This is a genomic window from Sulfitobacter sp. F26169L (assembly GCF_026410285.1).
In the GTDB taxonomy this organism is placed as follows: domain Bacteria; phylum Pseudomonadota; class Alphaproteobacteria; order Rhodobacterales; family Rhodobacteraceae; genus Sulfitobacter.
On sequence record NZ_JAPMLP010000004.1, the window covers coordinates 185,826 to 205,981 of the forward strand.

Annotated in this window: 19 protein-coding genes and 1 tRNA gene; 15 read left to right on the forward strand and 5 right to left on the reverse strand. The window is 55.7% G+C overall.

Features of this window, described 5'->3' with window-relative positions:
- Positions 1–23 precede the first annotated feature (23 nt).
- Positions 24–1,853, reverse strand: coding sequence for a bifunctional metallophosphatase/5'-nucleotidase (locus OS189_RS10100; protein WP_267167190.1), 1,830 nt, complete (start codon positions 1,851–1,853; stop codon positions 24–26).
- 117 nt (positions 1,854–1,970) lie between these two features.
- Between OS189_RS10100 and nudC the strand changes: the two genes are divergently transcribed.
- Both nudC and OS189_RS10110 read left to right on the forward strand, forming a co-directional pair.
- Positions 1,971–2,939, forward strand: coding sequence for an NAD(+) diphosphatase (gene nudC, locus OS189_RS10105; RefSeq protein ID WP_267167191.1), 969 nt, complete (start codon positions 1,971–1,973; stop codon positions 2,937–2,939).
- 107 nt (positions 2,940–3,046) lie between these two features.
- Positions 3,047–3,511 (forward strand): SRPBCC family protein, encoded by a 465-nt coding sequence (locus OS189_RS10110; protein WP_267167192.1) that lies wholly within the window; start codon positions 3,047–3,049, stop codon positions 3,509–3,511.
- On the opposite strand, the gene OS189_RS10115 is transcribed toward OS189_RS10110, so the two are convergent.
- On the reverse strand, positions 3,508–4,362 hold the full coding sequence (locus OS189_RS10115; RefSeq protein ID WP_267167193.1) for a prephenate dehydratase: 855 nt from the start codon (positions 4,360–4,362) through the stop codon (positions 3,508–3,510). The genes OS189_RS10110 and OS189_RS10115 overlap by 4 nt on opposite strands.
- A 129-nt stretch (positions 4,363–4,491) precedes the next feature.
- On the opposite strand from OS189_RS10115, the gene OS189_RS10120 reads away from it, so the two are divergent.
- From OS189_RS10120 to OS189_RS10145, 6 genes are all read left to right on the forward strand, one after another.
- A complete protein-coding gene (locus OS189_RS10120) occupies positions 4,492–4,992 on the forward strand; it encodes a c-type cytochrome (protein ID WP_267167194.1) in 501 nt (166 codons plus the stop codon).
- Between the two features lie 171 nt (positions 4,993–5,163).
- Positions 5,164–7,098 carry an extracellular solute-binding protein gene (locus tag OS189_RS10125; RefSeq protein ID WP_267167195.1) on the forward strand — a complete coding sequence of 645 codons (1,935 nt, stop codon included), beginning with the start codon at positions 5,164–5,166 and terminating at the stop codon, positions 7,096–7,098.
- 3 nt (positions 7,099–7,101) lie between these two features.
- Complete coding sequence (locus OS189_RS10130) at positions 7,102–8,247, forward strand: microcin C ABC transporter permease YejB (protein ID WP_267167196.1); 1,146 nt, start codon at positions 7,102–7,104, stop codon at positions 8,245–8,247.
- Complete coding sequence (locus OS189_RS10135) at positions 8,247–9,353, forward strand: ABC transporter permease (RefSeq protein WP_267167197.1); 1,107 nt, start codon at positions 8,247–8,249, stop codon at positions 9,351–9,353. The genes OS189_RS10130 and OS189_RS10135 overlap by 1 nt, the downstream gene beginning before the upstream one ends.
- Entirely contained in the window at positions 9,353–10,933 is a 1,581-nt protein-coding gene (locus OS189_RS10140) for an ABC transporter ATP-binding protein (protein WP_267167198.1), read from the forward strand. The genes OS189_RS10135 and OS189_RS10140 overlap by 1 nt, the downstream gene beginning before the upstream one ends.
- Before the next feature lie 268 nt (positions 10,934–11,201).
- Positions 11,202–12,077, forward strand: coding sequence for a LysR family transcriptional regulator (locus OS189_RS10145; RefSeq protein WP_267167199.1), 876 nt, complete (start codon positions 11,202–11,204; stop codon positions 12,075–12,077).
- Here OS189_RS10145 and OS189_RS10150 read toward each other — a convergent pair.
- The 3 genes from OS189_RS10150 to OS189_RS10160 all read right to left on the reverse strand — a co-directional run bounded on the left by OS189_RS10150 (position 12,074) and on the right by OS189_RS10160 (position 14,841).
- A complete protein-coding gene (locus OS189_RS10150) occupies positions 12,074–13,570 on the reverse strand; it encodes a D-alanyl-D-alanine carboxypeptidase family protein (RefSeq protein WP_267167200.1) in 1,497 nt (498 codons plus the stop codon). The two genes, OS189_RS10145 and OS189_RS10150, sit on opposite strands and share 4 nt — an antisense overlap.
- A gap of 226 nt (positions 13,571–13,796) precedes the next feature.
- On the reverse strand, positions 13,797–14,132 hold the full coding sequence (locus tag OS189_RS10155; protein ID WP_267167201.1) for a hypothetical protein: 336 nt from the start codon (positions 14,130–14,132) through the stop codon (positions 13,797–13,799).
- A complete protein-coding gene (locus OS189_RS10160) occupies positions 14,119–14,841 on the reverse strand; it encodes an HAD family hydrolase (protein WP_267167202.1) in 723 nt (240 codons plus the stop codon). Before OS189_RS10160 ends, OS189_RS10155 begins: the two co-directional genes overlap by 14 nt.
- A 107-nt stretch (positions 14,842–14,948) precedes the next feature.
- On the opposite strand from OS189_RS10160, the gene clpS reads away from it, so the two are divergent.
- The 7 genes from clpS to OS189_RS10195 all read left to right on the forward strand — a co-directional run bounded on the left by clpS (position 14,949) and on the right by OS189_RS10195 (position 20,154).
- The gene (gene clpS / locus OS189_RS10165; protein ID WP_267167203.1) at positions 14,949–15,287 is read left to right on the forward strand and encodes an ATP-dependent Clp protease adapter ClpS; all 339 of its coding nucleotides are present in this window, start codon (positions 14,949–14,951) and stop codon (positions 15,285–15,287) included.
- 3 nt (positions 15,288–15,290) lie between these two features.
- Complete coding sequence (locus tag OS189_RS10170) at positions 15,291–16,283, forward strand: class I SAM-dependent methyltransferase (protein WP_267167204.1); 993 nt, start codon at positions 15,291–15,293, stop codon at positions 16,281–16,283.
- Between the two features lie 20 nt (positions 16,284–16,303).
- Entirely contained in the window at positions 16,304–17,104 is an 801-nt protein-coding gene (locus tag OS189_RS10175) for an SDR family NAD(P)-dependent oxidoreductase (RefSeq protein ID WP_267167205.1), read from the forward strand.
- A 75-nt stretch (positions 17,105–17,179) separates the two neighbouring features.
- Positions 17,180–18,070 (forward strand): oxygen-dependent coproporphyrinogen oxidase, encoded by an 891-nt coding sequence (hemF, locus tag OS189_RS10180; RefSeq protein WP_267167206.1) that lies wholly within the window; start codon positions 17,180–17,182, stop codon positions 18,068–18,070.
- Between the two features lie 73 nt (positions 18,071–18,143).
- Positions 18,144–18,220: transfer RNA gene (locus tag OS189_RS10185), tRNA-Met, on the forward strand.
- A 286-nt stretch (positions 18,221–18,506) separates the two neighbouring features.
- The gene (locus OS189_RS10190; protein WP_416237479.1) at positions 18,507–19,514 is read left to right on the forward strand and encodes a TRAP transporter substrate-binding protein; all 1,008 of its coding nucleotides are present in this window, start codon (positions 18,507–18,509) and stop codon (positions 19,512–19,514) included.
- A gap of 58 nt (positions 19,515–19,572) precedes the next feature.
- Positions 19,573–20,154, forward strand: a complete 582-nt coding sequence (locus tag OS189_RS10195; RefSeq protein WP_267167208.1) for a TRAP transporter small permease — start codon at positions 19,573–19,575, stop codon at positions 20,152–20,154.
- Positions 20,155–20,156 lie beyond the last annotated feature (2 nt).

A 20,156-nucleotide genomic window follows, 5' to 3' on the forward strand; every position in this document is an offset into this window, starting at 1 on the left:
CAATTCGCCCCGCCGCTGCAAGGCTAGAGCGCGATAGATATTTTCAAAAATCCGTCTTCTGTGGTTCCTGTCAGACGGGGATGCAGACTGGCGATATCGTCTAGATAATTCACTGCATCGGGGTGTGTGAGAAAGGCTGCTCGGGTCTGACCTGTCAAATTAAATTGCCAGGGTGGCTGCTGGTCCCATGCCTCCGGCTCGGGTCTGTGTAATACCGCGATCATGCTGTCGCGCAAAGGTGTAGCATTGGTTGCCACAATCTGTTCAGGGGCGATAGGCCCATAGCCGCCACCGCCGGCTGTCCTGAACTGGCTGGTGGCCAGAATGAATTCCTGCTCGGGTGTGACGGCATTTCCTGCGTATCTAATTGCGGATATGCGGGCATATGGCGGGGCGGTCGGGTCAATCAGGTAGGTCAGCCCGAATATGGTATCGAACTGGAAGGCCGGTACATCATCGTTAGCGAGCATCTGATCATCAACGCCAATGCGTAGAGTGTTGAAAAATAGTGCTGCGTGTTCAAGCCAGTTGTGCAGGCCTGTCCCGTTGATGCGTATGCCGACGCTGTGGTTCTCGAATGGAGTCAGGCCGGCGATATGGCGGCGCAGCACCGGACCTTTCGCGATGTGTATAAAATTGCCGATCCCGTCCCTGCCGCCAGCGCCATGCGCAGGTGCTGTCGCAAGCAGGGGGAGGTCGGCACAGGATGACGCGCCCAGTGTTTGCCGGATCAAGCGGTGTTGCGCCCGCGCTGTCAGAAGCTGCGTTTGCGTTGGCATGGCTAGTGAAAAATAGCTGTGTGCATCGCGAGTGATCGTCGCGACCTGCTGGGCAAGATTATTTCTGACAGAGTTGTGCGCAGTGCTGGCGTAAGCAATGATTGCGGGATCAGCGGGTACCTCTGCGCCGTTCTGGCGAAGCGAACATTCATGTTCCGTCACGGTCCATCCCTGCGCCGGATCGTGAGAAAAAGACAGGTCCATCACCCCCAGATCAGACCCCGCATGCCCCGCCATGATTGCCGGAACACCGCCCACAGTGCTGTTGGCAAGGTCAACGTCTGCGCGGTCGATGTATTCACCCGAAGGCAGGCGACGGTGGGTGTGCCCCAGAATCAACGCATCAATCCGGCTGGATTTTACCAATGCATGTGCGGCCTGAATATCACTGTCGCTGCCATCAACGTGCCCGACGCCCAAGTGCGCGAGCACGACAATCAGATCGGCACCCGCCGCGCGAAGATTATCTGCTGCGGTTTGTACACATTGCGCCGGATCTTGGAGTGTTGCCGTGGACGAAAGGTGGTGCCTATACCAAGCTGCACTTTGCGCAGGTAGAACAGACAACAGGCCGACCTGGAGGGGCGTGGGTGCATCTGGGCCCAACGGAACCGTCAAAATCAAATCGCTTTTTAGCGGCTCCACGTCGATGCCCGACAGGTTTGAATTCAGCACAGGCATCTCAAGCGCCTCAGCTACGGCTTTCAGATACGGCAATCCGTGATCCAGATCGTGATTGCCAATACCAATCGCATCGTACTTTAGATGATTGAGGCTGGCGATTATCGGGTTATCACGGGTGACCTTTTGTTGGGCCAGATAGCTGGCTAAAGGCGTTCCTTGAAACGTATCGCCGTTGTCCAGCAAAATCACCGGTATTTCTGCTGCTTTTGCTTCGTCGCGCGCTTGCGCGATCAGGTGCGACAAACCGGCAAGGCCGCCGCCACGGCTGCGCTGATCCATGATATAATCATAAGGTTGCAAGTGGCCGTGCAGATCGGTTGTAACCAAAATACGAAGCCGCGCGGCGGGCCGCTGACGATCGAACGAAATGTTGGTTAATTTTGCGGCCATAATTTGAATTACCACCCCTGGTTGAAAGGGTAAATCGCATTGTGATGAATGGCATCAGCTAATTGGCAAAGTGGTTAATATAGGCAAAAGTGCCAATGTGTATCTAAGGGTGAATAGATGAAAAATGCAGAGCAGGTGACATTCGGCGGATCGGGTTTGGACCGTGCGGGAGAATTGCGGGGCAATCCTCAGGGACTGGCGGATGCAGCGGCCGATCCGTCGGCGCGTGCGATCGTGTTCTGGCGCGGCAAGCCGTTGATCTCTCCCGAACGTCCGGCGGGGTTGATCCGGTTGGGGATGGATCATGCGGTTTTGCGCGACGCGACCGAGCCGCCGATTTTACTAGGCCGCGAGGACGGGATGCCGGTGTTTGCTGTCGATCTGTCGTCGTGGTCACCAGCCAGTTTTGACGAGAACAGTCTTGGCGGGTTTCTGGACCCGACCGAACAGCGGCATCCGGCCTTGCCCGACTGGATGGTTTTTGCCGAGTTGCGGCGCGTTATGACGTGGCTCAGCCCGCGCGATGCAGAACTGGCAACGTCTGGCAAAGCTGTGTTCGGCTGGCACCAGACCCATCGCTTTTGCGCGTGTTGCGGGGTTGAAACGCAGATGGTCCAAGGGGGATGGCAGCGTAAGTGTGCTTCGTGCAACGCGGCCCATTTTCCGCGCACTGATCCTGTCGTCATCATGCTGATCACGCATGGAAATTCGGTTCTTATGGGCCGCTCTCCGGGGTGGCCGAAGGGGATGTATTCGCTGCTGGCGGGGTTTGTCGAACCCGGTGAAACGCTGGAAGCGGCAGTGCGGCGTGAAGTGTATGAGGAAGCGGGCGTGCAGGTTGGGGATGTGGGATATCTGGCAAGCCAGCCGTGGCCGTTCCCTGCATCGTTGATGTTTGGTTGCTGGGGGCAGGCAACCAGCAGTGACATCAAGATCGATCCGGTCGAGATAGAGGACGCGCGATGGATGACGCGCGAGGAGATGATGGCGGTATCGCAAGGGTATCACCCCGAAGTAATGCCCGCACGAAAGGGCGCAATCGCGCATTTCCTGCTGGAACGCTGGCTGGAAGATACGCTCGATTAGGGGCTATTTGACAACTTGTTAAGATTTAGAACATTCGGCCTGTTGACCGGACTTAGCCTCTCTCTAAGGTGGCGAAATCCGGCACGGGGCAGTAACATGGAACTGACATGAAATTTTCGACCAAAGAAGATATCGAAGCCCCGATTGATGCTGTTTTCGAGATGTTGTGCGATTTTGAAACGTTTGAGCGTGCGGCGATGCGGCGCGGGTCCGAAGTGCAGCGGATCGACACAATGACCACTCCCGGTGTCGGGATGGGCTGGCGGGCAGCTTTCAACATGCGCGGCAAGCGGCGTCAGGTCGAAATCGAGGTGATCACATTTGAGCGCCCCGAAGAAATGGTGCTGGAGTGCCGCTCCCAGGGTCTGTTGACGCTGATGACGGTCGAGCTGGTGGCGTTGTCCAAAAGCCGGACGCGAATCATGCTGTCTTTTGATATCAAGCCGCTGAACCTGTCCGCGCGCCTGCTGGTGCAATCACTGAAGCTGGCAAAGACCTCGCTTACGAAAAAGTACAAACTGCGCGTGGCAAATTTTGCGAAATCGCTGGAAGAACGCTACAGCCGCGCCTAGCTCTCGATATCCCAACGGCCCGGATGGGCGGGATATACGCCAAGAATTTCCAGCATATTGGTGAAGTAGGCCAGCTCGTCCAGCGCGCGTTTTACCGGCGGGTCTTCGGGGTGGCCTTCGATGTCGGCGTAAAACTGTGTCGCGGTGAACGAGCCGCCGATCATGTAGCTTTCCAGCTTTGTCATGTTGACGCCATTGGTGGCAAACCCTCCCATCGCCTTGTAAAGGGCGGCGGGAATGTTGCGCACTTCGAACACAAATGTCGTCATCATCCGCTTGCCACGTCGCGTCATATCTGCCTCGGGAGCCATCAAGAGGAAGCGGGTTGTGTTGTGGTCCAGATCCTCGATTCCGTCTGCCAAAACATTCAGGCCGTGAATGTCGGCGGCAACCGCACTGGCCAGAACACCCTCGTCTGCGGGTCCTCCTGCGGCCAGTTCCTCGGCTGCACCTGCGCTGTCGGCGGCAGGTTCGGAGGTGATTCCACGTGCGTCAAGATAACTGCGCGCCTGTGGCAGCAGCACAAGATGGGCGCGCACATGCTTGATTTGCTCAAGAGACACGCCTTCTTGCGCCATCAGGGCGATGCGCACGCGCACAAAAGCTTCTTCGATAATGTGCATACCGCTTTCGGGAAGCAGACGGTGAATATCGGCGACGCGGCCATACGTGGTGTTTTCAACAGGCAGCATCGCCAGATCGGCGCGGCCTTCGCGTACCGCGCGCAGAACACCCTCAAAAGTAGTGCATGGCACGGGAACTCCATCGGGGCGCGCCTGCAGGCATGCTTCATGGCTATAGGCGCCAAGGGCCCCCTGAAATGCGATGCGGGGCGGATTGTTTGTGGTCATCACACCGGTCCTTCGTAAAAACATGCACAGTTGGTCGATTGGTCGCGCTAACTACACCTTGCTTGCAGCGAGGGAAAGCAATAGATAACCCGTCAAACAATAGAACAACTCAAAGCGATGGACGGACCCATGGATACAATGACCCTTACGAAAGTTGCTGCCGGTGTGCTGGGCGCATGGCTGGTGCTATTGCTGGGCAAATGGGGCAGCGAAGAGTTGTACCATACCTCTCTGCACGGCGAGCCTTCCTATGTGATCGAAGTCGAAGGCGCAGAGCCTGCCGAGGAAGAAGATCTGGTGCCGTTTGCGGACCTGCTTGCAGCAGCCTCGCCTGACGACGGCGCAAAAGTGTTCCGCAAATGCACAGCATGTCACAAGGTAGAGGAGGGTGCGAATGCAACCGGCCCTTATCTGTATGGTGTTGTGGGCCGTAACATTGATGCGGTGGAGGGATTCGAATATTCTGGTGCGCTTGAGCAGAGCGCGGATGTATGGACGCCCGAGAACCTGAGCGCATTTTTGGAAAAGCCGAGTGCATGGGCGCCGGGCACAACAATGGGTTTTGCAGGTTTGAAAAAGCCGGAAGATCGCGCCGCCGTGATTGCGTATCTCGACAGTCTTGATGAATGATCCTGTTTTAGGGATGTCTGGAAATTTGAAAAAGGTCGCCTCGGGGCGGCCTTTTTCATGTTTGGTGCCAGATTTCTGCCAAATCACAGACTTGCAACTTGTATCTTGGCTTGTCGCCCCATTAGCCTATGTTTCCGACGACCTATGCAGATTGCCCCGAGGAGCCTTTCCATGATCTCATCCGTACACGCACGTGTTCAGAAAAACCGCCTGCGTAAGGTGCAGCTTTGGTCTGCGCTTGCAGTATCGGTGTGTATCGCGGTTTGGGGCGATGGCCTGCAAGCCGGGGAGGAAGGTGAAATAATCAAAAGCCACGGCTATTCCTTCTATGGTGATCTGACCTATCCCGCGGATTATCCGCATTTTGACTACGTAAATCCCGATGCCCCCAAGGGCGGCGAGATTTCGATCGCGACGTTGGGCACGTTTGATTCGATGAATCCCTATTCACGCAAGGGCCGTGGTGGCGCGCTGAGCACTGTCATGTACGAAAGTCTGCTGGGCGAGGGGGTTGGCCGTGAGCCGGCGCCTGCGGACGTATATTCTGAGTCCTATTGCCTGCTGTGCGAAAGCCTTGAGTACCCCGAAAGCAAGGATTGGGTGATTTTTCACATGCGTCCCGAGGCACGTTTTTCAAACGGTGATCCGGTCACGGCGCATGACATAGCCTTTTCTCACAACCTTTTGCTGGAACAGGGGCTGAAATCCTATGCTGATTATGTGCGCAAACAAATCCCCAAAGTCGAAGTCATTGATGATCACACGATCAAATTCTATTTCACCAAAGGCATATCACGCCGCAGCCTGATCGAACAGGTCGGCGGCGTGCCTGCGTGGTCGAAAAAGTGGTACGAGGAAACCGGCGCGCGACTGGATGAAAGCCGTCTTGAAGTTTCGCCGGGGTCTGGTCCGTACATGATCAGCGATGTCGATGTGAATCGTCGCATCGTTTACAAGCGTAACCCTGATTACTGGGGGAATGATCTGCCGTTCAACGTCGGGCGCAACAACTTCGACAGTATTCGCGTGGAGTACTTCGGCGACGAAAACTCGGCCTTCGAGGCGTTTAAATCCGGTGAATATACTTTCCGCAATGAAGGAAACTCGAAACAATGGGCGACCGCGTATGATTTTCCCAAGGTTGCTGAAGGTTTTGTCGTGAAAGAGGAAATTGAAGACGGGTCGCCCCCCACGCCGTCGGGGATCGTGTTTAATCTGGGGCGTGAGGTGTTGCAGGACAAACGCGTGCGCGAGGCTGTATCGCTCGCGTTCAACTTTGAATGGATCAACGAATCGCTGCAATACGGCTTGTTCAAACAGCGGGCGTCATTCACGCAAGACACGCCCCTGATGGCAACCGGCGTGCCGGAAGGCACCGAACTGGCGTTGCTGCAACGTCTGGGCGATGTGATCGCGCCTGACATGCTGACAGAGGAAGTACGCATGCCGCATACCTCCGGCGCGGCGCGGTTGTTTGACCGTCGCAATGCCCGCAAGGCGATGAAGTTGCTGGATGAAGCAGGTTGGTTGGTTGGAAGTGATGGCAAGCGCCGTAACGCCAATGGCGCGCCGTTGCGCCTGACCTTCCTGCACGACTCGTCCGGCTCGGCGACATTGTCGGCCGTTATCGAAAACTTCATGTCCAATCTGGAAAGCTTCGGAATAGAGGCTGTACTGGAGAAGGTAGACAGCTCGCAATACACCGCACGCGAACGGGACCGTGATTATGATCTGGTTTACGATCAATACGCGGCCTTCTTGGGGACAGGTACAGGCCTGTCGCAGCGCTACGGGTCCGAGGCGGCCAGTTTTTCGCTGTTCAACCCCGCAGGGCTGGCCAGCCCGATGGTAGATGCAATCATCGAAGCGTCATTGCGGGCCGAAACCCGCGAGGAAGAACAGGCCGCGATGACCGCGCTGGACCGCGCATTACGCCATGAATTTTTCATGATTCCAACGTGGTACAACGATGTTTACTGGACTGCCTATTACGATCAGTACGATCACCCCGAAGATCAACCTGCCTATGCGCTGGGCTACCTTGATTTCTGGTGGTATGACGCAGAAAAAGCAGAAAAATTGCGTGCGGCAGGCGCGCTGAGGTAATTCATGGGCGCCTATATTCTCAGACGGTTGTTGCTGATTCCGGTGACGTTGTTCGGCATCATGCTGGTCAATTTCGCGTTGGTGCAGTTTGTGCCGGGCGGACCTGTTGAGCAGGCGATTGCGCGGATTCAGGGCGGTGGCGATGTTTTCGGCGGCTTTGCCGGATCGGGCACGGATGCCAACACCGTCGATATGGGCGGGTCTGACAATTATGTCGGATCACGTGGATTGCCACCTGAATTTATTGCGGAGCTGGAAAGAGAATTCGGTTTTGATAAACCGCCGGTCGAGCGGTTCTTCAGGATGCTGGGCAATTATATGATGTTCGATTTCGGAGAGAGCTATTTCCGCTCGATATCTGTCATTGATTTGATCAAGGAAAAGTTGCCCGTTTCAATTACGCTTGGCCTGTGGTCGACGCTGATCGCCTATATGGTTTCGATACCGCTGGGCATCAGGAAGGCAGTAAAAGACGGATCGCGCTTTGATACGTGGACTTCGGGTGCAATTATTGCGGCCTATGCCATTCCGGGCTTTTTGTTTGCGATCCTGTTGCTCGTGCTTTTTGTGCCGGCAAATTGTTTCCGCATCCCCGGTCTGGCCGATATCTGGCCCGGTGGCGCCACCTTCAACCCGACATGTTACGAGCTGTTCCCCCTGCGTGGCCTGACCTCTGACAACTTTGATCAACTCAGCGCATGGGGCAAGGTAAAGGACTACGTATGGCACATCACATTGCCTGTGCTGGCTTCAACCATTTCGGCTTTTGCCACCCTGACGCTGCTGACGAAAAACAGTTTTCTGGACGAGATCAAAAAGCACTATGTGATGACAGCCCGTGCAAAAGGGCTGTCAGAGCGCAAAGTGCTCTACGGTCACGTTTTCCGTAATGCGATGTTGATTGTGATCGCTGGCTTTCCGGCGGTGTTTATCGGTGTGTTCTTCGGCTCCAGCCTGATTATCGAAACGATATTCTCGCTCGACGGTTTGGGCCGTTTGGGGTTTGAGGCGGCGGTTGCAAGGGACTACCCGATTGTGTTCGGAACGTTGTTTATATTCGGCCTGATCGGGCTGGTGGTCGGGATCATTTCTGATCTGATGTACGTTCTGGTTGACCCGCGTATTGATTTTGAAAAGAGGGAAGGCTGATGGCGCTCTCTCCACTGAATCAACGCCGCTGGCGTACGTTTACACGCAACAGACGGGCCTATTGGTCGCTGTGGATTTTTGCTGTGGTGTTCACGCTGTCGCTGTTTGCGGAGTTTCTGGCCAACGACAAGCCGATCCTCGTGAATTATCGCGGTGAGTATTATACGCCGATATTCAAATTCTACCCCGAAACTGCCTTCGGTGGTGATTTCCAGACCGAAGCGGCGTATCGCGATCCAGAGGTGAAGTGCCTGATTGCAACCGGCGGGTCGGAACTGTGTTTTGATGATCCTGAGGGGTATATCGAAGATGCCGCTGATGGTGTGATCGAAGGCGAAACGATTGCAAAAGGTTGGGCGATCTGGCCGCCGATCCCCTACAGCTATGATACCGCTGTTGACCGCCCCGGGGCGGCACCGCTGCCGCCCAACCGCGAGAACCTTTTGGGCACCGATGGCACCAAACGCGATGTGCTGGCGCGTGTCATCCACGGGTTTCGATTGTCTATCGTCTTCACGCTTTTGGTAACGGGCCTGTCTACAATCATCGGGATTGCCGCAGGGGCCGTGCAGGGATTTTTTGGCGGCTGGCTTGACCTGATCTTCCAGCGGGTGATCGAAATCTGGACCTCTACGCCATCGCTCTACGTGATCATTATCATGTTTGCGATATTGGGGCGCAGCTTTTGGCTGTTGGTGTTTTTATTGGTGTTGTTCAGCTGGACCGCTCTGGTGGGCGTGGTGCGGGCCGAGTTTTTGCGCGCGCGCAATCTGGAATACGTGCGCGCGGCGCGGGCGCTGGGGGTGGGGAACATGACTATCATGTTCCGTCACATGCTGCCCAATGCCATGGTGGCGACATTGACGATGCTGCCGTTTCTGATCACCGGCACGATTTCGTCGCTTGCTGTGCTTGATTTTCTGGGCTTTGGCCTGCCGTCCTCTGCCCCGTCATTGGGGGAGTTGACGTTGCAAGCCAAACAGAACCTGCAAGCCCCATGGCTGGCGTTCACAGCGTTTTTCACTTTTGCGATCATGCTGTCGCTACTGGTCTTTATCTTTGAAGGGATACGTGACGCGTTCGATCCCAGAAAGACGTTTTCCTGATGGCTGCGCTTTTGGATGTACAAAACCTGTCCGTGTCGTTCCGGCAGGACGGCAAGCTGACGCAGGCGGTCAAAGGTATCTCGTTTCATGTCGAGCGGGGGGAAACCGTTGCGCTGGTGGGCGAGAGCGGATCGGGCAAGTCCGTATCCGCGCTCAGCACTGTAAGTTTGTTGGGGGATACGGCTGTTGTTGAGGGTTCTGTCACCTATGACGGGCAGCAAATGATCGGTGCCAACGATGCATTGCTGCGCAAGGTGCGCGGCAACGACATCAGCTTTATTTTTCAAGAGCCGATGACCTCGCTCAACCCGCTGCACACCATCGACAAGCAGCTCGCGGAATCGCTGACCCTGCATCAGGGGCTGACAGGCGATGCCCTGAAACAGCGTATTCTTGAACTGTTGGAAAAAGTGGGCATCCACGACGCCGAAAGCCGTCTGGGATCATACCCGCACCAATTATCAGGCGGGCAGCGCCAGCGTGTGATGATCGCGATGGCCCTAGCTAATAAGCCTGACGTGTTAATCGCGGACGAGCCGACAACGGCGCTGGATGTAACCATTCAGGCGCAAATTCTTGATCTGTTAAAAGATTTGAAGGACAGCGAAGGCATGGGGCTGCTGTTCATTACCCACGACCTTGGCGTGGTGCGCCGGATTGCCGACCGTGTCTGTGTCATGCAGCACGGCGAAATCGTAGAGCAGGGGCCGACTGCTGAAATCTTTGACACGCCCAAGCATCCCTACACCCAAAAACTGTTGAGTGCCGAGCCAAGCGGCAGTCCGGCCCCTGTGGCCGATGACGCGAAAACAATAGCGGAAACGCAAAACCTGAAAGTGTGGTTTCCGATCCAGAAAGGTCTGCTGCGGCGTACCGTAGGCCATGTGAAGGCGGTCAACGACGCCACGATCAGCGTGCGCGCAGGGGAAACGATCGGCATTGTGGGCGAAAGCGGCTCTGGCAAGACCACGCTGGCGCTTGCGATTATGCGATTGATCGCGTCCGAGGGCGGAATTACCTTTATGGGCGACGATGTGCGTCAGTGGTCCACCAGGCAACTACGCCGTCTTCGCAAAGATATGCAGATTGTGTTTCAGGACCCGTTTGGCAGCCTGTCACCCCGCATGACATGTATGCAGATCATCGCCGAGGGGCTCGGCATTCATAAGGTTGATCCTGATCGCAACAAGCGCGAATTGGTGCATGATGTGATGGTCGAGGTCGGACTGGACCCTGCCACGATGGACCGTTACCCGCATGAATTTTCCGGCGGCCAGCGTCAGCGCATCGCCATTGCCCGCGCGATGGTACTGCGCCCCCGATTACTGGTGCTGGACGAGCCGACAAGCGCGCTGGATATGACAGTGCAGGTGCAAATTGTCGATCTGTTGCGCAAGTTGCAGGTGAAATATGGCCTCGCCTATCTGTTTATCAGCCACGATTTACGGGTGGTGCGCGCCATGTCGCACCGTGTGATGGTAATGAAACGCGGCGATATCGTGGAATATGGCGATGTTGACGCGCTCTATGATAATCCACAAACGGAATATACGCGCACATTGCTGCAGGCCGCAACGTAGGGCGGATGCGACCTGCGTTCCTTTAAAAACTTACAAGTTGCCGGGGTTTATACAACGTGTCTTGCGCGGCGCGGACCAGCGATGACGCCTGGATTTTGTGACAGGCGGAACATCCCTTACCCTAATACATCCCGTTCTTGTCGCATGCATAAAGGCCTGAGCGTAGATATTGATCATCGTCGTTCTCCTCTAAGGTGTACTTATTCTTGACGCAGACGGCGCGCGATGCGAGTCATGGTTTATGACCACATGTAAGTTCAGGTAACATATGGAGTGGCGTAGCCTTCCGCCGCTTTCGGCGCTGCGTGCATTTGCAGCGTTCGCGCACTGCGGGAATGTTGTTGCGGCCGGCGATGCATTGGGGGTGTCACACGCAGCCATCAGCCAGCAGTTGCGCGCGCTGGAGGCGCATCTGAACGTTGCGCTGCTGGACCGGTCGGGTCGTGCGTTGGTGCTGACCGACAAAGGAGAGCGACTTGCGCGGGCGCTGGCTGGCGGCTTTGCCCTGATAGGGGAGGGGGTCAGTGCGGTAACCGATGCTCGTGATGCACGCGCGCTTCATATCTCGGTAACGCCAACCTTTGCCGCATCATGGTTGATGCCGCGTCTTGGCGGATTTCGCGCCGCGCATCCCGAAATTGATCTGATGATTGATCCCACGGCGGAACTTGTCACACTGGAACCGGACGGGATCGACCTTGCGATCCGGTTCGGGCGTGGTGGCTGGGCAGGCGTCGAAGCGTCAATATTGTGGGAAAGCACGATGGTGGTGGTTGGCGCGCCTGCGCTTTTCGGTGATCGCACCTATACCGATCTCGGCGCGCTAGGAGGCGTGCCGTGGATCGAAGAAGCAGGCACATCTGAATCGACAAGCTGGCTGCGAAAACATGGGCTGAAGAAGGGTGCTGCGGGGATGCTGCGGGTGCCCGGAAACCTGATGCTGGATGGTGCACGGGACGGACAGGGGATCGCGGTTACAGTGCGCCGCTTTGTCGAACGTGATATCGAAGCAGGCCGCCTGCGCGTGCTGCACGAAGAACATGCCGAAGCGTCAGGATATTACATTGTCACGCGCAAGGGCGTTATGCGCGCACCGTTGAAAGCGTTTGTGGCGTGGCTAAAGCGTCAGGCGCAAACGCCTTAACCTGGCCCAATCATAAAGCAGCTGACATTGCGTGCTTTCAGCCTGCGGCAAGCCAGATCAGCAGTTTCGCGCGTCATCCCCAGAAAGTTTGCATCAAATCCCTGTGGTTTGCGAATGACTTTCCTGAGCGATCCGTCGAGCGTGGCCATCTCTGCCAGTGCGGTTTTGATGAGCACTTTTTCCGCGGCATAGCGGCTGCCGTAACGACCAACATTCACTCCCCATTGCCGCCCACCAGAGGTTGAGACGCGGGTGATCACTTCTTGTGGCGCTGCGGCTTTGTTGGATTTCGGCTGCTCGCCTATCAGGACCAGACCCTTTGGACGCAAGGTGGGACGGACAGACGCTTTCGCGGCGGCAAGAACAACCTGTGATGGTTGTGACACGATAGAGGCTGCGGATGCAACGGCGACCTCGACGGGTGCTTCCGGTGTTTCCACCGCCTGCGCAACCGCCTCGGCAATGGCAGAGCTGAGAACGTCACTTATGCCGTCATCAGCGCTTGCAACCAAAACAGGCGATTCTTCGGTTGTCGGGCGCAGTTTGGGGCGATGGGACGTTTTCACAGCGCGGATCAGGCGAATTGTCTTCCCTTTTGCGCCGGGTGCCGCTTCCGGCTTGGCTTCGGCCACATATGCTGGCGCTTGGGGTTTGCGAAGTGGCGCGCTGGAGGGGGAGCGGCGAAAGCCCAGATCCATCAATTCGGCAACTTTGGCGTTTCGCGATGTTGTGGATTTCCCGCCAAATACGGTTACGATTACACGCTCGTTGCCGCGTTCGGCAGAGGCAGTCAGATTGAAACCTGCTGCGCGTGTATAGCCTGTTTTGATCCCGTCTGCACCTTTGTACGAATTCAGAAAGCGGCGGTTGGTATGGCTCACCTTACGCACACCGGCATCCGCGGTGATGCGCGAGAACAGATTGTAGTATTGCGGATAATCATACAGTAGGTGGCGCCCCATCACCGTCATATCACGCGCGGTTGATTGGTGCCCCGATTCCGTCAGCCCGTGGGCGTTTTTGAACGTGGTGCGGGTCATGCCCAGCTGTTTGGCGGTGCGGTTCATGCGGCGGGCAAACTTCGCCTCAGAACCCGATATCGCCTCGCCAATGGCCGTTGCGGCGTCGTTGGCTGATTTCACAGCGGCAGCACGGATCAGATAGCGCAGGGCGATGGTCTGGCCGGTTTTCAGGCCCAGCTTGCTAGGTGGCTCCGCTGCGGCATTCTGGCTGATTTTCACCTTCGTATCGAGCGAGATTTCACCGCGTTCGATCGCTTGGAATGCGATATATAGTGTCATCATTTTGGTCAGGGATGCGGGGTGCAGGCGCGTTTCGGCATTACGAGCATGCAGCACTTCGCCCGTTCTCGCGTCAATGACATACGCCGCGTAGGGCGCCGCCTTTGCGCTCATCGGGACAAGAACAAACAGCCAAATAGCCGCAAGAATGAATAGCCCGAAACGGGCCGGCTGTGAGCGCCGCACCTTCATGATAACCTGCCTAATTCTGCCTCTGGTCCCCGATTTTTCGGGTGACCGTGTTTTTGTTAACTAAAATGTAGCATGGATTTTTGCCGCTGATAACCCTTATTTTGTGCGGATTTACGCCTCATTCTGCAGCGCAGCATCGCATATCTTGGGGGCATTTAGGCGTAAACCACTACACAGGCCATTGTGGCAACAATGTGGCGGCAATTAGGCACGGCTTGCCCCATTTTCAATCAGGTGATTCAGGCAGCGACCAAGAGGCATAATTACGTTCCAGAAAGCCCAGCTCGATCCCCAGAACCGCAGGCGGGGGGATAAGGGGTGTGATCGCGTTCCCCAGCGCGTCTGTCAGGCGTTGCATGAATGCCTCGTCGCGGTGCGGTTTGTCGAGCAGTCGCACACGAAGCAGCACGTGCTTGTGGTGTGTCTGCGCCAGCGGATGCGCACGGCCTTTACACGCGCCCGCGGTATCGTCGTGCGATGCGATGACCGATTCGATTGTGGCCAATATGGTCCTGGGGTCCAGTTGTATTTCGGATGAATAGCTCAGGTCAGCTTGAGGCATGATATCTTCCTTTGGTCAGGGTCTGGATCAGGCGGGGAAGGTCGCCTAAATCGTTAATTTCGTGATATTTTGGATGCTGCGGGGGCGCAGCGTGTTCAATCTCCCACGGCAGACCGTGGGGCACATACACGCCCCATCCACCAGCATTGATCATCGGCACGACATCCGACGCCATTGAGTTGCCGACCATCAGGCCCTGATCGGCCCCGGTCCCGTATTGCTCGAAAATACGTGTATAAACGGGCGGTGTTTTGGCAGATACGATTTCGATCCCGTCAAACAGATCGCGCAGGCCGGATTGGGTCAGTTTACGCTCCTGATCCATTAGATCGCCTTTGGTGATTACCAGTATCTTGAAATTGCCCTGAAGGCATTTGATGGTGTCTTCAACATGCGGTAGAAGATCGACGGAATGGCTCAGCATGTCGCGACCTGCATTCAGCAATTGCGATATCACCGATGAAGGTACACGGCCTTCGGTTACTTCGATCGCGGTTTCGATCATCGACAGGGTGAACCCTTTGATGCCAAACCCGTAGTGGGGTAAATTACGCCGCTCCGCTTCCAGCAGACGGGCCATCAATGTGTCACGGTCTGTATAGTCAGACAGCAGGTCGGCAAATTGTTTCTGGGTGAGAGTGAAGAAGCGCTCGTTATGCCACAGTGTATCATCTGCGTCGAAAGCGATTGTGGTAAGTCTGTCCGACATAAGGGAGATACTTCCTTTTCTGCGCCGCACCTCTTTTATAACGATAGCGTCACGTTATATAGACGGGATAATACCCTGAGTAACATGTAACCACCGCAGGAGCAGCAATGCACCTTGATCCCACGTATATGGCAGGTCCGCAGGACGGTGATGACACCGAATTGCTGACAAAGGTGAAGCCAAAAACCAAGCGGCCACCGTTGTACAAGGTGATGCTGTTGAATGATGATTTCACGCCGATGGAATTCGTTGTGCATGTTTTGGAACGCTTTTTCGGGCTGAACCATGCGCAGGCGTTTGAAATAATGCTGGTCGTGCATAAAAAGGGGCTGGCTGTTGTGGGTGTGTTCAGCCACGAGATTGCAGAAACCAAGGTGGCCCAGGTTATGGATTTTGCGCGGCGCCATCAGCACCCGTTGCAATGCACTATGGAAAAAGAAGAATAAGCGATGCTCGATTCGCGATTGCCACTGGCACTGGATAGTGGCGGCCTGATTTGGCCCGATGAAGGCGATATCGCCGTTTTTGCCCCTACAGCCGAAATTGACATTGACGGAATAGCCAAAGAGCGTGTGAAAATCATTCATGATTTTTACCCCGCCTACGCCGCATGGTCTGCGCGCGGGTACAGTGTCAGCACGATGAGCGAGGGGCCATACGCCGCAGCGATTGTATGTCTGCCCCGCGCCAAACGCGAGGCGCGTGCGCTGATCCAGCAGGCCTGCGAGGTGAGTGGGGGCGTTGTTGTCATTGATGGTCAGAAGACCGACGGCATCGAAGGCATCCTGAAAGCAATGAAAAGCCGTGTAACCGTGCATGGGCCTGTCACCAAGGCCCACGGCAAACTGTTCTGGATTGATCCGCCTGCGGCTGATTGTTTTGCCGATTGGGCCGCTGGCCCCGAATTGACCGAGGGCGGTTTCTGGACCGCGCCCGGTGTTTTTTCGGCGGACGGTGTTGATTTGGCATCGGCACTGCTGGCGGATGCATTGCCGGAAAAACTGGGCAAGCAGGTCTGTGATCTGGGCGCTGGTTGGGGGTTTCTGTCAGCGCATATTCTGCAGAGCGAGGGGGTCGAAGCCATTCATCTGGTTGAGGCAAATTATATGGCGCTGGAATGTGCCCGCCGCAACGTGACCGACCCGCGCGCGCAATTCCATTGGGCAGATGGCACCGATTGGTCGCCTGCGCACAAGATGGATACAGTTGTCATGAACCCGCCGTTCCATGTAGGCCGCGCATCAGAGCCGCAGATCGGACAGGCTTTTGTCGCATCCGCTGCGCGGTTGCTCGCTCCGCAGGGGCATCTTTGGATGGTAGCGAACCGTCATTTGCCCTATGAAGCGGAGCTGAAAACCCGTTTTATCCAGGTCGAGGAAATCGGCGGTGATGCGCGGTTCAAGCTATTTCACGCCGCGCGGCCACTGCGCAAGCGCCGCTGATTGCGGCTAAAGGATACGCCATGTCATTCTCAATTTCAGGCAAGACCGCGATCGTCACGGGTGCGGCCAATGGTATTGGCCTCGCCATTGCGCGAGGCTTTGCTGATAAAGGTGCCAATGTCATGTGTGCCGATATGGATGAAAAACGGCTCAAGGACGAGTTGGGCGAGGCGCGTGACGAAGGCAGTATCCGTTTTTTCAAAGGCGATCTGCGCCAGCGCCTGACCATTGCCAATCTGGTGTCCGCGACTATCGATGCTTTCGATCAGGTCGATATTCTGGTCAATGCGTCACGGCAGGTGATGCCGACCAACGCGCTTGATGTCGAGGATACCTCTGTCGAGACGTTGCTGGACCAGAACCTGATCACAGCGATGCGCCTGACGCAGCAAGTGGCCAAACGGATGATGAAACAGGCCGAGGGCCAGCCAGACGGGCAGATCGGCTCTATCATTAACCTGAGTTCGGTTGCAGCGCACCACACCCATCCCGACCTGATGGGATATTCCATCGCTTCGGCGGCTCTCGATCAGATGACACGTTCTATGGCGCTGGCATTGGCACCACACCGCATCCGTGTGAATGCGGTGGCGTTTGGTTCCGTGATGTCGGCATCGCTGAAAGCATCGGTTGCCGAAAACCGTGAGTGGCGGGATGATATCCGCAGCCACACGCCGCTCGGGCGCATTGCGTCTCCTTCCGAGCTGGTCGAGGCGATACAATTTCTGGCGGCGGAAAGCTCCAGCTTTATGACCGGTGAGGTGATGGTCGTTGACGGTGGCAGGTCGCTGCTGGACGCAGTGAGCGTACCGGCCCATTAACAGCACCGGCTGCCCTGTTCACGCGTGCGCGAGTATGGTCTATAGCGCGCAGATATTCTGACAGAGGGCAAGACAATGACAGCATCTTTTCAGGCGGAAAAAGACCGCGCAAGCGGATGGTTTCGCAGCCTTCGGGACGATATCGTCGCCGCTTTTGAAAAGCTGGAAGATACCCATGCCGAAGGACCGTTGAGCGATTTGGGTGCAGGCCGCTTCGAGGTTACGAATACCACCCGCACATCCGATGACGGCTCTGACGCCGGTGGCGGATTGATGAGCGTGATGCGTGGCGGCCGCGTGTTTGAAAAGGTCGGTGTGAATATCTCGACCGTCTATGGCACGTTGGGCGAGCGTGCACAAAAGGCGATGGCCGCTCGCGGTGTTCCGGGGATGGCGGATGACCCGCGGTTCTGGGCGTCCGGAATCAGCCTTGTCGCCCATATGCAGAATCCCCATGCGCCTGCCGTTCACATGAACACGCGTATGTTCTGGACTCCGGGTGCGTGGTGGTTTGGCGGTGGATCAGACCTGAACCCCTGCATTGAATACAATGAAGACACGGCGCATTTCCATGACACTCAGAAGCAACATCTCGACCCGCACGGAAGCGATATTTATCCAAGGCTGAAGAAGTGGGCTGACGCGTACTTCTACATTCCCCATCGCAAACGTGCGCGCGGAGTTGGCGGTATTTTTATGGATGATCAGAACAGTGGCAATTGGGAGGCGGATTTTGCCTTGACCCAGGACATCGGCCGCGCCTTTCTGCCTTCTTACCTGCCGCTGGTGGAGAAGCGGAGGTCGCAGGTCTGGACAGACGCTGACAAGGATGCGCAACTGATTCACCGTGGGCTTTATGCCGAATATAATCTGGTTTACGACCGTGGCACCAAATTCGGACTGGAGACAGGACATGATGCAAATGCCGTGTTGATGAGCCTGCCGCCGATGGCGAAGTGGGTCTGACCCAAAATAGCCATAGCTTTCTTGCGGTTTCTGCCTTGACGTAGGTTGACTGCTATCATAGTTCACGGCGCACGGCGTTATAGCTCAGTTGGTTAGAGCGAACGACTCATAATCGTTAGGTCCCTGGTTCAAATCCAGGTAACGCCACCAAATACCTCATATTATCAATGTGTTAATGCGCATCTGCAGGATGTCTGTATTCATATTTTCCGGCGCAGGACAATCCGCTGATTCTGGTTGCTCACTGCGCTGACTGGCCGTGGATATGCTCACGACATTCTCTTTGATCCGTTACATACAAAATTCTTTCCGTGGAAAATTGTTACGTGACAAAAGCAGGGAGAATTCATAGCCTTTGCATAATTATAAAACCTGCCGCAAAGGCAGTTACCACGGGGAGATAAATATGACTTTCACACGCAAAGCCGTTTTTGGCATGTTGGGTGCTGTTGCGATTGGATGCGCGACGGCAATACCAGTCATGGCGCAAGATGTGACATTACGTTTGCACCAATTCCTGCCGGAGCAGGCAAATGTGCCGAACCTGATCCTGTATCCATGGGCCGACCGTATCGAAGCGGCCAGCGAAGGGCGCATCAAGATCGAACGTTACGCCTCCATGCAACTGGGAGGATCACCGCCGGAATTGATGGATCAGGCGATTGACGGTGTGGCGGATATCGTATGGACGGTTGTGGGATACACCCCCGGTCGTTACCCCAGCACCGAAGTTTTTGAATTGCCGTTTATGATGACCAACGCACGCGCGGCATCTTCTGCTTATTGGCAGATGTTTGAAAAGAGTATGAAAGATACCGAATTCAAGGATCTGAAAATTCTGGCAACTTGGGTTCACGGTCCAGGCGTTATCCACTCCAACAAACCAGTTGAAACGCCTGCGGACATGGAAGGGCTGAAAATGCGTGGCGGATCACGTCTGGCCAGCGTATTGCTTCAAGAACTGGGCGCAACGCCAGTCGGCATGCCTGTTCCTTCAATCCCCGAAGCGCTCAGCAAGGGAGTTGTTGATGGCACAACAATCCCTTGGGAAGTTACCGGCGCGCTGAAGGTGCCGGAACTTGTCAAAAACCATACTGAATTCGAGGGCAGGGCGCTTTATACATTGGGGTTTGTTCTGGCAATGAACAAAGACCGCTATGACAGCCTCGATCCCGACTTGCAGAAAATCATCGATGATAATTCGGGTTTGGAATTTTCGATCCTTGCAGGTGGCACACAGGCTGATTCCGATGGACCCGCCCGTCAGGCGGCAGTGGATGCGGGCAATACAATTATCACGGTTTCCGGGGATGATGTGCAGACTTGGAAAGACGCGTCACAGCCAGTTTATGACAAATGGCTGGCTGATATGGAAAGCAAAGGCATTGATGGTCAGGCACTGATCGACGAAGCCCGCGCGCTGATGGATGCCTACGACAAATAAGCGACCGGTCACTGCGCGCCGCAAGGGGGCGCAGTGACTCTTTTCCCAAAGGCCATGCATGCACCAATTGATCAAAACTCTTTCCCGTGTCACTGCGTTGATCGGGGGCGCTGTGCTTATTGCTTTGGTTGTAATGACAACGCTCTCCATTCTCGGGCGCTCTATAAATAAATTCCTGCATCGGGAGTTCTTCGAAACGCAGCTTACCGGATTTTCACAGTTTCTGCTCGATCTGGGCGTGGGCGAAATTAACGGCAATTACGAACTGCTGGAAGCTGGCGTTGCGTTTGCGATCTTTTCTTTTCTTCCGGTCTGCCAGTTTTACGGCGCGCACGCTTCAGTTGATGTATTCACCTCGGTGCTGCCCAAAGCGATTAACCGGTGGATCGTTGCCTTTTGGGAAATTGTTCTGACAGCTGTGATCCTGTTGATCGTCTGGCGGCTTTATGGCGGACTGGAGCGCTATTACGGTAACGGTGAAACAACAATCTTCCTGCAATTTCCGGTGTGGTGGTCTTATGCGTTCAGCTTTGCTGCGGGTGTGGTTGCGTGCATCGTGTCTGTTTACTGCGCTTTTGCGCGCATCGTCGAGGCGTCGGGCGGGTACGATCTGCTGCCGTCCGAGCATGGGGAACACTAGAC

Bases quoted from the DNA above. Each gene is read 5' to 3' on its own strand.
- OS189_RS10135 (WP_267167197.1), top strand. From the start codon at position 8,247: ATGGCGCTCTCTCCACTGAATCAACGCCGCTGGCGTACGTTTACACGC.
- OS189_RS10115 (WP_267167193.1), bottom strand. From the start codon at position 4,362: ATGACCACAAACAATCCGCCCCGCATCGCATTTCAGGGGGCCCTTGGC.
- OS189_RS10110 (WP_267167192.1), top strand. From the start codon at position 3,047: ATGAAATTTTCGACCAAAGAAGATATCGAAGCCCCGATTGATGCTGTT.
- OS189_RS10130 (WP_267167196.1), top strand. From the start codon at position 7,102: ATGGGCGCCTATATTCTCAGACGGTTGTTGCTGATTCCGGTGACGTTG.
- OS189_RS10140 (WP_267167198.1), top strand. From the start codon at position 9,353: ATGGCTGCGCTTTTGGATGTACAAAACCTGTCCGTGTCGTTCCGGCAG.
- hemF (WP_267167206.1), top strand. From the start codon at position 17,180: ATGACAGCATCTTTTCAGGCGGAAAAAGACCGCGCAAGCGGATGGTTT.
- OS189_RS10125 (WP_267167195.1), top strand. From the start codon at position 5,164: ATGATCTCATCCGTACACGCACGTGTTCAGAAAAACCGCCTGCGTAAG.
- OS189_RS10170 (WP_267167204.1), top strand. From the start codon at position 15,291: ATGCTCGATTCGCGATTGCCACTGGCACTGGATAGTGGCGGCCTGATT.
- OS189_RS10190 (WP_416237479.1), top strand. From the start codon at position 18,507: ATGTTGGGTGCTGTTGCGATTGGATGCGCGACGGCAATACCAGTCATG.
- OS189_RS10120 (WP_267167194.1), top strand. From the start codon at position 4,492: ATGGATACAATGACCCTTACGAAAGTTGCTGCCGGTGTGCTGGGCGCA.
- OS189_RS10100 (WP_267167190.1), bottom strand. From the start codon at position 1,853: ATGGCCGCAAAATTAACCAACATTTCGTTCGATCGTCAGCGGCCCGCC.
- OS189_RS10150 (WP_267167200.1), bottom strand. From the start codon at position 13,570: ATGAAGGTGCGGCGCTCACAGCCGGCCCGTTTCGGGCTATTCATTCTT.
- nudC (WP_267167191.1), top strand. From the start codon at position 1,971: ATGAAAAATGCAGAGCAGGTGACATTCGGCGGATCGGGTTTGGACCGT.
- OS189_RS10145 (WP_267167199.1), top strand. From the start codon at position 11,202: ATGGAGTGGCGTAGCCTTCCGCCGCTTTCGGCGCTGCGTGCATTTGCA.
- OS189_RS10175 (WP_267167205.1), top strand. From the start codon at position 16,304: ATGTCATTCTCAATTTCAGGCAAGACCGCGATCGTCACGGGTGCGGCC.
- OS189_RS10195 (WP_267167208.1), top strand. From the start codon at position 19,573: ATGCACCAATTGATCAAAACTCTTTCCCGTGTCACTGCGTTGATCGGG.
- clpS (WP_267167203.1), top strand. From the start codon at position 14,949: ATGCACCTTGATCCCACGTATATGGCAGGTCCGCAGGACGGTGATGAC.
- OS189_RS10160 (WP_267167202.1), bottom strand. From the start codon at position 14,841: ATGTCGGACAGACTTACCACAATCGCTTTCGACGCAGATGATACACTG.
- OS189_RS10155 (WP_267167201.1), bottom strand. From the start codon at position 14,132: ATGCCTCAAGCTGACCTGAGCTATTCATCCGAAATACAACTGGACCCC.